This is a genomic window from Aquirufa salirivi, from assembly GCF_045310485.1.
Lineage (GTDB): Bacteria > Bacteroidota > Bacteroidia > Cytophagales > Spirosomataceae > Aquirufa > Aquirufa salirivi.
Genome location: NZ_JBEWZH010000006.1, coordinates 250,030 through 263,355, shown reverse-complemented (window position 1 = coordinate 263,355; position 13,326 = coordinate 250,030). Strand labels below are relative to the sequence as shown.

At 34.6% G+C, this 13,326-nt stretch carries 12 protein-coding genes and 1 tRNA gene; 2 read left to right on the top strand and 11 right to left on the bottom strand.

Going from position 1 to position 13,326, the window contains the following annotated elements:
• Positions 1–233: 233 nt before the first annotated feature.
• Positions 234–1,550, bottom strand: coding sequence for an alginate export family protein (locus U0R11_RS10145; protein WP_406751576.1), 1,317 nt, complete (start codon positions 1,548–1,550; stop codon positions 234–236).
• Between the two features lie 296 nt (positions 1,551–1,846).
• On the opposite strand from U0R11_RS10145, the gene U0R11_RS10140 reads away from it, so the two are divergent.
• On the top strand, positions 1,847–3,280 hold the full coding sequence (locus U0R11_RS10140; protein ID WP_406751575.1) for a Gfo/Idh/MocA family protein: 1,434 nt from the start codon (positions 1,847–1,849) through the stop codon (positions 3,278–3,280).
• A 60-nt stretch (positions 3,281–3,340) separates the two neighbouring features.
• Here U0R11_RS10140 and U0R11_RS10135 read toward each other — a convergent pair whose 3' ends face one another.
• The 9 genes from U0R11_RS10135 to U0R11_RS10095 form a co-directional block, all read right to left on the bottom strand.
• Entirely contained in the window at positions 3,341–3,721 is a 381-nt protein-coding gene (locus U0R11_RS10135) for a PH domain-containing protein (protein WP_406751574.1), read from the bottom strand.
• A 76-nt stretch (positions 3,722–3,797) separates the two neighbouring features.
• Positions 3,798–4,982: a helix-turn-helix transcriptional regulator gene (locus U0R11_RS10130; RefSeq protein WP_406751573.1), complete on the bottom strand. Its 1,185-nt coding sequence runs from the start codon at positions 4,980–4,982 to the stop codon at positions 3,798–3,800.
• 92 nt (positions 4,983–5,074) lie between these two features.
• Entirely contained in the window at positions 5,075–6,256 is a 1,182-nt protein-coding gene (locus U0R11_RS10125) for a helix-turn-helix transcriptional regulator (RefSeq protein ID WP_406751572.1), read from the bottom strand.
• A 241-nt stretch (positions 6,257–6,497) separates the two neighbouring features.
• Complete coding sequence (locus tag U0R11_RS10120; RefSeq protein ID WP_406751581.1) at positions 6,498–7,271, bottom strand: lipid II flippase family protein; 774 nt, start codon at positions 7,269–7,271, stop codon at positions 6,498–6,500.
• A gap of 29 nt (positions 7,272–7,300) precedes the next feature.
• Positions 7,301–8,038, bottom strand: coding sequence for a hypothetical protein (locus U0R11_RS10115; protein ID WP_406751571.1), 738 nt, complete (start codon positions 8,036–8,038; stop codon positions 7,301–7,303).
• Between the two features lie 42 nt (positions 8,039–8,080).
• A complete protein-coding gene (locus tag U0R11_RS10110) occupies positions 8,081–8,707 on the bottom strand; it encodes a DegT/DnrJ/EryC1/StrS family aminotransferase (protein ID WP_406751570.1) in 627 nt (208 codons plus the stop codon).
• On the bottom strand, positions 8,697–9,350 hold the full coding sequence (locus tag U0R11_RS10105; RefSeq protein WP_406751569.1) for an acetyltransferase: 654 nt from the start codon (positions 9,348–9,350) through the stop codon (positions 8,697–8,699). The genes U0R11_RS10110 and U0R11_RS10105 overlap by 11 nt, the downstream gene beginning before the upstream one ends.
• Positions 9,331–10,140, bottom strand: coding sequence for a BKACE family enzyme (locus U0R11_RS10100; RefSeq protein WP_406751568.1), 810 nt, complete (start codon positions 10,138–10,140; stop codon positions 9,331–9,333). The genes U0R11_RS10105 and U0R11_RS10100 overlap by 20 nt, the downstream gene beginning before the upstream one ends.
• 381 nt (positions 10,141–10,521) lie before the next feature.
• Positions 10,522–10,593, bottom strand: a tRNA-Glu gene (locus U0R11_RS10095).
• A gap of 128 nt (positions 10,594–10,721) precedes the next feature.
• On the opposite strand from U0R11_RS10095, the gene glgB reads away from it, so the two are divergent.
• Positions 10,722–12,620, top strand: coding sequence for a 1,4-alpha-glucan branching protein GlgB (gene glgB, locus U0R11_RS10090; protein ID WP_406751567.1), 1,899 nt, complete (start codon positions 10,722–10,724; stop codon positions 12,618–12,620).
• Positions 12,621–12,820: 200 nt separating this feature from the next.
• Here glgB and U0R11_RS10085 read toward each other — a convergent pair whose 3' ends face one another.
• Positions 12,821–13,228, bottom strand: coding sequence for a DUF2721 domain-containing protein (locus U0R11_RS10085; RefSeq protein WP_166228566.1), 408 nt, complete (start codon positions 13,226–13,228; stop codon positions 12,821–12,823).
• Positions 13,229–13,326: the final 98 nt, after the last annotated feature.

Sequence of the window (13,326 nt, the reverse complement as noted above, 5' to 3'; positions counted from 1 at the left end):
AGTAGGAAAACCTTTTAAAGATTCATTCATTACAAAGGTCTAAATACAATTCAGAGATAGTCCCTAAAATAAAAATATTAATATTTTTATAGATAACTACTTGTTTTAATCATAGAAATCGAACAGCGATTTGAAATAATGTTGGCTGAGGCACTCGAAGCCAACAAAACAATCTCGACCTTGGCTGAGGCTCTCGAAGCTGGCTGAGGTTCTCGAAGCCAACTATTTAATATTTAAAACTTATACGCCGCCCTAGCAGCCATATAGTTTACATCTTTGCCTGGTCCCGTTTCCTTCAAATAATCCCCTGCCTTACAGAAACCCAATTCAAATTGAAACGTCAAATGTTTATTGGCAAAATAATTGGCATCCAACGCAAAAATATTGGCAACCCCACTGGCATTACTTTCTATTTGTCGACCTAGCACGGGAAGCAATGCCGACATATTAGGAGTAAAAATACCATCGCGGAGGCTAGCTCTTTGAACCAAAGATGCCCGTAATGTCGTCATCCATTTATGATTATCACTAAATCGTATATATGGACTAATATTCAGCGTATTGGTGATATTCAAAGAAACTGTTTGTCCAAATGGAGGCCTAGAATATAAGGTATTGAAGGTATTTAATTGTTGATCCTCATTCGATACATCGCCTGGCACCCAGTTGCCACTGAATCCTAGGAAAAAATGCCGCTTCATTTCGTAATTAAAATCATAAACAAACAAAAAGGCTTGAATGGTCAAATCGTTAAAATGCCCCCATTGAGCCGCCATTTCTACATCATAATTAAACGTCTTTTTTTCACTATACCAGCGAGTTCCTACCGTATTTCTTGCTTCTAATCCATTCTTCAAAAAGTAAACCCGTTGTGAACTTTCCATATAAAAATAATAGGCATCAAAAAAGTCTGTTTTTTTAGAAAATGTGTGGTTCCAAATACTGCCGGCTACCACTTCAGAAGAACGAACATCATCAAAAACACCCGTATTTTGTCGAATTGGATTAGCAATAAAGGCATCAATTTTCTGATTTTCATGATGCCATTTAAGGGTGGCTCCATAATAGGGTTGTCGCGTATTGGGTCCTTCTTTTAGAGCCATTAATCGTTCTAATCCCCAGGTATATTCTTGCCTTCCTACACGTAAAGCCAGATTGGGCTTAACATTCCATTCTAAAAAGGCCTGATGAAATGACAAGGCATTTTGATCTAAAGTAGAGGTTATTGGGTTGTCATTTAAAAACCTGATTGTATTATTCAATTGAACAAATACTCTAAATTTTGGACTCCATTCCCAATTAGCATGCAGCATGATTCTGTGCATGATTTGATGTGGATTCTCTGTGATAAAATTATCGGGCACATCCCCAAAATTCACATGCGTATAGGATTGATATTGCTCTCTCCATTCCCCTCCAAAACTCAGCGTGCTAGATTGGATAAATGGCAGGTATTTCAATGATTCATCCCAACTTTTAAAGCGATTGGTATCTAACTTTAAATAGGAGAAATTGTCATCCTGACGCATTCTGGCAATGTTTTGCGCCAAAACTTGGGGTAAAATTGAAACAAGGAAAAGTAGAAATAAAAATAAACTCTTTTTCACTAAAAGAATAAATAAGGCCGGATAATATCCAAATGATACGAAAATGCAAATTAAGTAAATTTAATGGGCGAGCTACCCTGAATCAAGGAATTTGGAATTTCGGCCTTGACTCCAACCCTATTTTACCTATTTTAATCCAAATACAGATAGAAATTATTCTATTTTAAACTATATTGGCTTATCTAATTCGATCTGAATTAATTTTCAACATCATCTAAATCCATTAAAATACATAGCTAATGAGTATTTCAAGAAGAAGTTTTTTAGGTAAAAGCACGCTAGCAGCTGGTAGCTTTTACATCGTTCCCCGGCATGTCCTGGGAAAAGGATATCAAGCGCCAAGTGATAAATTAAACATTGCGGGTGTCGGTATCAATGGAAAAGGTTTATCTGATGTGAATAATGCCTTCAATGAAAGTGTTAATAACATTGTGGCGCTTTGCGATGTGGATTTAACCAGAGCCAAACCTTTATTTGAGAAATATGCCAAAGCGGGTCAATATCAAGACTGGCGTGTGATGTTGGAAAAAGACAAAAGCATCGATGCGGTAACGATATCAACCCCCGACCATAACCACGCTGCGATAGCCATGGCGGCCATGCAATTGGGAAAACATGTGTACGTTCAAAAGCCCATGTCGCACAATATTTTTGAGGCCCGTACCATGACGGAAGCCGCTAGAAAATACCAAGTTGTTTCTCAAATGGGAAACCAAGGAGCATCAAGCCCTGGCACCCAGCAAATCGTAAAATGGATAGATCAAGGCCTTATTGGAAAGGTTCATACCGTCAATATTTGGACGAATCGTCCTATTTGGCCGCAGGGCATACCCGTTCCAACAGGACAGCATGCCAAACCTTCCGATATCGATTGGGACGTTTGGTTAGGGCCAGCTTCATTAATCGATTATAATCCTGCCTACCATCCGTTTAAATGGAGAGGTTGGTGGAATTTTGGTACGGGTGCTTTGGGAGATATGGGGTGCCATTTAATAGACGGGCCTTTCAGAGCCTTAGGACTAGGTTATCCAACTGAGGTAGAGGCTAGCATTGGGTCTGTCTTCATCAGTGGCAATCAACCAGAATACATTCCTGAAGGTTGTCCTCCATCAGCTTCCATTCAATTAAAATTCCCTGCTTCTAAAAAGAATAAGTCGGCCGTAACCATGAACTGGACCGACGGAGGTTTACGTGGATTCCATCCCGATTTAATTCCTGCCAATGACCCAATTGGAACAGCAGACAATAGCAACGGAGTGGTGATGATAGGGACTAAAGGGGTACTAACCCATGCCACTTATGGCCTAGAACCACGTATTTATTTAAACAATGGCGATAAGATTGAAATGTCTAAACAAGAGCCCAATAACTTAAAAGAATATGGACATCAAGCGATGTGGGCAGAAGCTTGTAAAGCCGGCTTTAATTCGAAAGAGCACAAAGACTTGTCTTCTTCGTTTGATTATGCTGGTCCATTATCTGAAACCGTATTGATGGGTAATTTGGCTATTCGTAGTTACACGCTTAGAACTCCTATCCAAGGTCAAGCGAATCGTTTCACCTATCCTGGACGTAAGAAATTGATTTGGGATGGTCAAAACATGAAAATTACCAATTTTGAAGATGCCAATCAGTTCGTGAAACGCGAATATCGGGCAGGCTGGAAATTGTAAGAATTTAATTTTCAAAATTAAAAGCATGGCCAATTTAGCCATGCTTTTTTTTGCGATGTATTATTTCAATACATGAAATGCCAAGACTTTTTGAACTTCATAAACGTCCACTGATTTATTGAATTGCTTAGTAATACTCGGGGCGGCTTCTCCAGATATCCATATTTTCAATTCAGCATCCAATTCAAAGGTTCCTGCTGTTTCCACACTAAAACGAGAAATAGTTTTATAATTAATGGATTTATATTCCGTTTTTGAACCCGTTATTCCTTGCTTATCAATTAAAATTAAGCGTCTATTGGTAAATATAAAGGTATCCCGAAGTAATTTGAACCCAATTTCGATGACCTCGCCATCAATCATGATTTTGGCATAATCCTTTTGTAATTGATCAGGTGAAACAGCACCTGCATTACCTAAAATGGCAGAAAATAAACCCATAAAATGTTATTTGAATAGTTAAAAATTAAATAATCATGCAGGCAGAGGGATTCTCCAACCATATTTAGCTATGAAACTAATATAAAAATTCAGAAAAATATTGACCAGGAGAAACTCCTTTGATTTTTTTAACTGCCGAATTGAAACTTTGACGTGTCCCAAAGCCTGATTCCAAGGCTATCACTTCCAATTTATAATTTTTCCATTTCGGATTTTCGCGACATTGCTCCTCAGCAAATTGAATTCTCCAAGTATTGACATAATCCGAAAAAGAAATATCCATTTCTGTTTGCAAGGCTAATCGAATTAATCGAGGCTTTACTTTAAGTTTCCTTGCCACATCCATTAAGGTCAAGTTAGGTTTCAAAAATATTCTTTCTGTTTCAAAATATCGATTCAAGGATTCCAACAAAGCTTTTTCTCGTCCATGGCCTGATATTATTTTTACTGAAATATCTTTATTATTTCCAGCTTCCTCCAAACCTCCTAATCTACCTAAGGCTTGTTGCCATACCAAACCTTTTAACGAAGGACCATACAATAATTTAGGATTGAACAACATGAATAACATCATCAAAACATATTCTACTAAATAGAAAAAATCCTTCCACGGTAAATTGATTTGTTCTTTTTCTGAAATTATATACTTGTAAACAATCAACCCCATGACAATGAACTTCATGGCCATGTTGGAAAATAACCAATAAACAATCAATTGATTGTTTTTGATGAATGACTTAGAAGATGATAGATAATATTTAAGTAAATCAATAAAACTCAAACTGACATAGATAAAAAAAGAAGTAAATCGTATATAAATATGGGTTCTCATGGTAATCCACCCATATTTTGAATGTATGGTATAAAGGGTGTTTTCTGAGATCATTTCTTTTATTTCTAAAATTTTCAGCTCAGCAGGTAACATGTAAAAAGGAATATATTCGATCACATGTAAGGCAAATGGTAAAAAATGCCATAGAAGAACAGGTTTTAATTTTCGTTCTGGATAGAGTAAATATTGCTGAAATAAGTAATACAGAGGGCCAATGGTCAACATCAATGGAGAAACTGTCCTGAAAAAATGGGGATATAGTAATAAATATTCTGGACGGATGTAATAATTAAGAAAAGTTTGAAGCCCTAAGACAATGAATAAGATGCCTAGGAATTTAGTAGCAACTATACCTTTTTTAAAGAAGAAGGATCCTCCAAAGGCAAAAAAAACAAAGCACAAATAATACAAGTAATCTATGGGTTCCATGGATAGCTATTTCTTAAATGTCTGTTTTTATTTAATTTGAATATATAGTAAATGGCCTAATAAATAATAGTAAAAACTATTTTTTTTGAATGTTACATGATGTCTTCAAAATATTTCCCTGGTGAAACTCCCTTAATTTTTTTCACCGCTGAATTAAAGCTTTGTCTTGTCCCGAAACCCGATTCCATGGCTATGACTTCCAATTTATAATTTTTCCATTTTGAATTTTCTCTACATTGCTCTTCGGCGTATTGAATTCGCCACGTATTGACATAATCGGAAAATGACAGATTCATTTCTATCTGTAAAGCCATACGTATAATTCTGGGCTTTATTTTCAAATACCGACTCACCTCAGCCAAGGTGATATCTGGACGAAGAAAAAGTTGTTCTGTTTCAAAATACCGGTTCAATGTAAATATGACAGACTTATCTCGAGAAGCCTTTTGATGCGCCTTTTCTTGTTTCGTTGTTTCTAATAATTGCTTTTCATTAAAGCCTGCAGAATGTTGAAAAACTAAACCTTTCAAGGTAGGACCTTTTAATAACTTAGGGTTCAACAGCATAAAAACCATCATGATTATATATTCAAGCACAAATATATAATCCATGTAAGTTATCTCTAAATGCTTTTTCTTGGCAAAAATTAAGTTAAAGCAATGCAGAATAATAACAACAAACTTCATGACCATGTCACCCGTTAACCAATAAACAATTAATGAATTCTTTTTCAAGAATGAACCAGAGGTTGTTTTATAAAATTTATATAATTCTTGTAGAGTCCAAAAGATATAAGCGATATAATAAATGGTTTTTATAAAAAGATGATCACGCATGGATATCCAACCATAAATGGACTGAGAACTATAAAAGGTTTTTTGTTGAAATACATGTTCTACTTCTACTAATTTCACCTCGGCGGGTAAAATATAAAAGGGGATATATTCAATGATATGTAAAATAAAAGGCAAAAAATGTAAGGTATGTACTAGCCTGAATTTTCGCTCTGGAAAGAGTAAAAAATGTTGAAAAAGATACGCAAGCGGACCTAATAAGTAAAAAAATGGAGAAACAGTTCTAAAAAAATGTGGATATTCATGAATATGACTAGGTTGAATAAAATAGCCAGCAAAGAGCTGATAGGCTAAACCAAGAAATTGAATCCCAAGAAATTTGGTTGCTATCAGTCCCTTTTTTAGGAATAATGATATCCCAAAGGCGAAAAAGAGAAAACTCAAATAAATCAAATAATCTACCGGTGACCAAGAATTCATGCTGACCAATATTATTTATGAAGTAATAAATAGTATGATGTACTGACACGGAGATACGTAAACTTATCAATTTATCCTCAAAATATTGCCTAAATATTCGAATGAGTCGGTAAATATTTATTTAACGTCATTGGTTTAAAAGGAATACCCAATATTTTAATTCACTTCAATCAGGTTCAAATAAAATTCTCGACTTGATTGATATTCAACATTAAATTAGAAATTAAATTAATGACAAGTTTTAAATCCATGCTGCCACCCAAACAATAACCTTAGAAAGGGGAATGAATAAAATTTGACTAATTAAAGTTCCTATAATTCTTGCCAAAATAACAAAAGAAAGGTGCTGTCTAAAAAATGCATTTGATACTTTTTCCTCAATAACTTTATCCGTTAAAACTGAATGATAAGGTTCTATCAAAAGCAACATAATTATGGTGCCAAGCCCACCAGCAAAACCACTCAGTGAAAGCGAAGTAGTTCTAAGTTCAGGATTTAATACTCCCGCATATAGACACGAGAGCATGCTTGAAGTCATAAAACTGTAAACTAGAATGTTTAAAATAAATATATTAACATTCATTTTTTCCACATTTTTTAACCTAATAAAATTTAATTTATCTGGCCATTTTACACTATTTTTCAAATGTTGGACCGTTGAAATACTAAATGATTTCTTAATTAAACCAAGTATGGTATGATGATTATATAGCAACTCCACTCCGCGGGCCATAAATCGGTGAATGGTAGGAATAGATATGGCTCCCAAAATCGCACCAAAAGTAGATGCTGCTATAATGATTCTAAAGAAATTTGAACTTAATTCTAAGTTAGATACCAATGACTCTTCTACGTACTTCGCCAATATCGGTATTTGAATACTGTTAGAAAATTGACCTATCAAAAAGATCACACTAAACAAGGAATTAGAAGTTGCAATTCTTTTAGTTCTAGTACTTACGATTCTTACTGAAAGGCTTATTATTAAAATAAAATTTATAATAAAAGTTAACACCACAAGAAGAAAGAGCGTATAATTCACTTCTATTTTATATTCAAAACTCTTCTTGGAAAATTCCTAACTAAAAGTAAAATTACGACCATTTTCCCTAAAAGTTGATGTGAAATTTTAATATCTATCTGTATAAATCCAACCTCTTTTTTGATTACTAATAAGGGTCTAGTGGGGTTTAATTTATTATAAATTGATATATATTGTTTGGAGTTAATCGTTAATTTTTCACCGAAATATTCATAACATTTAGACCAAAAATAACAATCACGAGAGTACTTTGATTCGCACCATTCCCAGCTTACTGCCTTTAAGACTGAACAATGGGCAATCGCCATACCAGTATCAATATTATTGAACAAAGGATTACCGTATGGTCGAAGTGGGCTTGCATCATAAAATGGCCTATATTGTCGACCCAAAATCAAACCTTGGAATTGAATTAATGAATACTTTTTATAGAGATGATAAACCTCTTCAAGAAAAATTGTGTCATCATCCAATAAATAAAAATATCCACTTCTTATGCTCTTAAATACTCCATTTCTTTTCATTACTAAATCGTCGTCTTCACAATCTAAATAGTGAATTTTAACCCTTTTATCATTTGAAATAAATTGATTCTCAGGCAAATTTCTCCTATTTGAAAGGGAAAGATGCCAAGTGATATCCACATAAGCCGGTATTGAAGCATAAATAGCATCTAAATATTCAAATCGATATAAAGGGGTAATGATATGTAACAATGAGCAAGAATCAATTGGGTTCAAAAATTGAATGTAAAACTCCTAGACTAATTTTATGTTAAAAGACTAACAAACTATTTTATTGAATTTAAAAACACTCAGTTCCGTTAAATCTCTATACCCATTTTCTTCTTTGACATCTATTTTGAATTCTGGGTAATTTTGGAGCAGATACAATCCTCTTGATGCTTGTTCTGGCGTCATATACATATTCCAACCACAAAAATCGATGTCGTCATCTTTGTACGATTTTTCACTCCTTCCTTCGTATCGAGCCTTTTTAAACCAATTTGCTGCATTTTCATCATCGCATAAAATCATTCCTCCTTTACCAATGGGTAAATTTTTTTTCAAATGAAATGATAAAGCCATAAATGTTTGTGGGATAAACATGCCACTTGTAAGTCTTAAAGCAGCGTCAAAGATTGGATATGGCTTCAATTGATAGATTCCTTCCCAGTCATTTGCTTTGATAGACTTATCAAAAATAACTGTTCCGCCAGCATGAATGATTGAATTGGGTACTGACAAGTAAGTTTGAGAAGGAATTGTTACTTCTTTAACTTCTAAATATTTACAAATTAAAAACAAAGCATTGGTACAACTGTCCACTGAAACGGCAAAAGGAGCCCCAGTGTAGGCAGCGATTTGATTTTCAAAAGTTTTAACAATTTCAAAAGGATTATATTTCATTCTTTCTAATTATTTTACAAGGATTACCGTAAGCTACTACACCATCAGGAATATCTTTAGTAACCAAAGATCCTGCACCAATTATTGTGTTCTCACCTATTTTAACGCCATCTAATACATTTGCACCCATCCCAATGGTACATCTGTCTCCAATTTTAACAAATCCAGCAATGTTAACACCCGGATTAATGGTAGAATATGCCCCTATTTCCGTATCGTGCCCAATAGAAACATTTCTATTAATTGTTACAAATTCATTCAGGATTGAATTAGCAGCAATAGATGTTAAGCAATTTACGATTACACCATGTTTGATGACGGTTGTTGACGAAATCGACGTATTTAGGTGAGTTAAATTGACAAATTTTTCTTTCTCCAATTGTAAATTTTGAACAATTGATTGCTTATTTGCTACTTTATTTACACCAAGTATAAACGGTAAAGAAACATGTTCCTTCTCTAATTTGTCTATAATTATAATTTCAAAAGCTTTGTGAAATAAATGGGTTTCAAGTTCTAGACCGAGATTATTCAATAAGTAAATCACAGGGAATTGTCTCCTAGACTCCAAGTTATCAAGTACCATAGATAACATAGCCCCACTTGAACCTATGATACAAATTTTATCGATGTAATATTCCAATTTCTCTAAATTCATTAGGTGACATAAACTCCATTCCTAGTGCATCAGAAACGTTTTTTATTCTTTTAATTAAGGAGGAATTACTTGCTTTAGTACTACTTTCTAAATAAAAATTATCTTCAAGTCCAATTCTGATTCCATCAGCTTCCAGTAAGCCGTAAATATTCGCTTTGAATTGAGAAGCTCCAATACCAGCAAAACAGATTTTGGAATTAGGAGGGAAATTATTTTTTAAGTGTGTGATCGATTCTAATGCTACACTTGCATTAAATAAGTTACCAAGTATAACATTTATATAAAGAAATTTTGAAAGAATACCTTTTGTTTGGAGATATTGGGTATATCGTAGCATACCTGAATCAAAACATTCAATTTCAGGAGTTACATTAAATTTTTTCATTTCATTGATCAAAAAGACAATCGTATCAGGAGAATTAATGGAAGCAGATGATGGGAAATTTAATGATGACATCGTCAAAGAGGCCATATCTGGATGGGTACTTAATACTTCCGACCTTAGGTTCAGTTCACTAAAATATCGACCACTTAACGATACTCCTATGACTAAATCAGGGCAATATTTTTTAATTCCTTCTATAATCTGCTGATAAACTTCCCGTTTGTATGTATTCAAACCTGCTTCATCTCTAGCATGCAAATGTACAATCGTAATCCCTTCTTCTGAAAGTTTGACTACTTCATCAATGATTTCGTTCTGAAATATGGGAGCAAGTGAGTTTTGCTTGGTACTTTGGGTTCCAGTTGGGCAAAAATTCAAAATTCGTTTCAAAACATTTATTTTAATTGTTACAAAAATAACCAATTTCAAAATATCCTAAGCAAGCCCTTGAAGAGTTCGTTTTTCTGTTTGTCCATTTTGTAAATGAAAAATAAAAAATAATTTACAAAATGAAACATGCTTTACTCGAGAACCCGTCTAATTTTTCTTATCCAAAAACATTTACATGATTAAATCGAGACCGAACTAGTTAAAATACAAAATATCTAACCGATTAATAAAGTATATCCATTAGTCAAAACATCATATTTTTGAATAAAAAGAACTACTAAATTGGCTGTATAAGAAATGAAATAGGGATTTTTTCAATTTAATTTTCAAACAAAAAACCCTGTAAATGGTGCATTTACAGGGTCTAATTGTCTACCGAAGTAGTCCGTACGGGAATCGAACCCGTGTTTCATCCGTGAAAGGGACGTGTCCTAACCCCTAGACGAACGGACCAATTATTAATTTGGTGGCACAAAGGTAGAGCTTTCCTTTAAAAATTCAAATACTGCACGAAAAAAAAAAGCGAGTTTTAATCAATTTAATTTTATTATTTTAGCCTTTACATTGAAACCCACCCTCTTATGGCCATAGTTAAACCTCATTCTTTTTTTAGCGATTTTGATATTGCCCTCTTTTTAAATGGTAAACATACCCGTTTGTATGAAAAACTAGGTGCTTTTGAAATTGAACTAGAGGGAGAAACAGGTACCTATTTCTCTGTTTGGGCCCCAAATGCAGAATCTGTTTTTGTCGTGGGTAATTTCAATTTCTGGGATTCCACTGCTCACGGCCTATATCCACGTTGGGATTCCTCTGGAATCTGGGAAGGTTTTATCCCTCAAATAAAAACAGGAGAAACTTATAAATACTGGATTAAAAGCAAAACCGGTGAAATTTTAGAAAAGTTAGACCCAATGGGCCTTTTCTGTGAAACACCTCCTAAAACGGCCAGTATTGTTTGGAATACCTTTAAAGAATGGAATGATCAAACATGGATGAAAGAGCGAAGCCATAAGAATTCACTCAATTCACCCATGTCCATATACGAAGTACATCTTGGTTCATGGCAAAAGACGCTTGAAAACGAATACCTAAGCTATGCTGACCTAAGTGATAAATTAGTTCAATACGTCAAAGAAATGGGCTTTACACACGTAGAGTTCATGCCGATCATGGAGCATCCTTATGCTCCTTCCTGGGGATATCAAATTACAGGTTACTTCGCCCCTTCTTCTCGTTTTGGGGACCCTCAAGGATTTATGACTCTAGTAGAAAGATTCCATCAAGAAGGGATTGGAGTTATTCTAGATTGGGTGCCCTCCCATTTCCCTGGCGATGATCACGGCCTTCGTAATTTTGATGGTGCTTGCCTTTATGAGCATCCAGATCCTAAACGTGGTTTCCATCCAGATTGGCAATCCTATATTTTTGATTATGGGAAAAATGAAGTTCGAAGTTTCTTGATGTCCAATGCGGCGTTTTGGTTAGACCGTTACCACATTGATGGTTTACGCGTAGATGCTGTAGCATCCATGCTCTACCTAGATTATTCTAGAAATGAGGGGGAATGGGAAGCAAATGTGTACGGTGGCAATCATAATTTAGAAGCCATTTCTTTCCTACAGGAATTGAATATACACATGTATGGCGAATTCCCTGATATTCAAATGATTGCAGAAGAATCAACCAGTTTTCCTGGGGTTACTAAACCTGTTTTCCAAGGTGGTTTAGGATTCGGTCAAAAATGGATGATGGGCTGGATGAATGACACCTTAAATTTCTTTCATAAAGATCCCATTCACCGTAAATACCATTTAAATGATTTAACCTTTTCTCTCATTTATGCCTTTACGGAGAATTTCTGCCTACCCCTTTCGCATGATGAAGTAGTTTATGGCAAAAATTCTTTATTGAATAAAATGCCGGGCGATGAATGGCAAAAATTTGCCAACCTACGTGTTTTATTAAGTGAGCAGTTTACACATCCAGGAAGTAAACTGTTGTTTATGGGCGGAGAATTTGGTCAGAAAGAAGAGTGGAACCACAATCAATCCTTGGATTGGCATGAATTAGAAAACCATTACCACAAAGGCATACAATCAACTGTTAAGGCTCTAAATCTCTTATACCGAGAAGAGGCCGCCTTTTACAGTAAACAATTCTCCCATGAAGGATTTGAGTGGATAGAATCAAACGATCAAGGTAATTCCGTCATTACTTACATCCGTAAAGGTGAAAATACCAAACATCAGGTTATTGTTATCCTAAACTTAACTCCAGCACCAAGAGAAAACTACCGCATAGGAGTACCATTACCAGGTATTTGGAAGGTACTTTTCAATTCCGATAAAAGTGAGTTTGGTGGAAGTGATTATCCCATTTCGGGAGCTGTGATGACAGAAGAAATCAATTGGCAAGGAAAAGCATTTTCCATCTCTTTAAACCTTCCTCCTATGTCCGCTGTTATACTTAAGGCCTAAAAACAATAAAGACTCAGAAAAATTCCGAGCCTTTATTCAATCCGCCTAAGTAGTATTTTAAATGTTTGATTCTGTTTCAATACAATTTCGTCTAATTTTTCATTGAAATTGTACACAAAAATAGTATTAATATTCAATACTTGAAATAGCATTAAAAAATATTTTTAACTATTCGAATAAAAAATAAAAATAAATTTGGATTACTTTCGTTTGGCGATGATATCTTCCATATCAGAGAGTTCAACTTCCAAAGCTTTAGTGGAAATAGTAATCTCCCAAGCACTTAAACTCAAGGCTAAACTCATTCCAATTAGACCAATTCCAAAAAACCAACGTGCAATCATTTCTTCATTCATGAAAAGGAGAAACATGCAGATGACACTCAGTAATAAACTGAAAATAGCAATAATTTGCATGGACTGAATCAGTTTCATACGCAAACGTAAATTCTCTATTTGCTTAAAAATGGCATCCTCTGGATTCTTCTGAAACTTTAGATGTAAATCCCGAATCAATGAGGCCATTGACATAAATCGATTTGTAAATGCGATCATCAATAATGATACTGTAGAAAATAATAATGCGGGTGTTGAGATGCTAAGCTCCATAGGAAATTATAAGTTATGAGTTATAAATTATGAATGATAGAATATAATTGCCTGGTTTCTGTGGAAAATGGGTTAAAATTCCGTTTAAAATGTAATTC

Coding starts and splice junctions, on each gene's coding strand:
- U0R11_RS10140 (WP_406751575.1), top strand. CDS start 1,847: ATGAGTATTTCAAGAAGAAGTTTTTTAGGTAAAAGCACGCTAGCAGCT.
- U0R11_RS10135 (WP_406751574.1), bottom strand. CDS start 3,721: ATGGGTTTATTTTCTGCCATTTTAGGTAATGCAGGTGCTGTTTCACCT.
- U0R11_RS10130 (WP_406751573.1), bottom strand. CDS start 4,982: ATGGAACCCATAGATTACTTGTATTATTTGTGCTTTGTTTTTTTTGCC.
- U0R11_RS10125 (WP_406751572.1), bottom strand. CDS start 6,256: ATGAATTCTTGGTCACCGGTAGATTATTTGATTTATTTGAGTTTTCTC.
- U0R11_RS10110 (WP_406751570.1), bottom strand. CDS start 8,707: ATGAAATATAATCCTTTTGAAATTGTTAAAACTTTTGAAAATCAAATC.
- glgB (WP_406751567.1), top strand. CDS start 10,722: ATGGCCATAGTTAAACCTCATTCTTTTTTTAGCGATTTTGATATTGCC.
- U0R11_RS10085 (WP_166228566.1), bottom strand. CDS start 13,228: ATGGAGCTTAGCATCTCAACACCCGCATTATTATTTTCTACAGTATCA.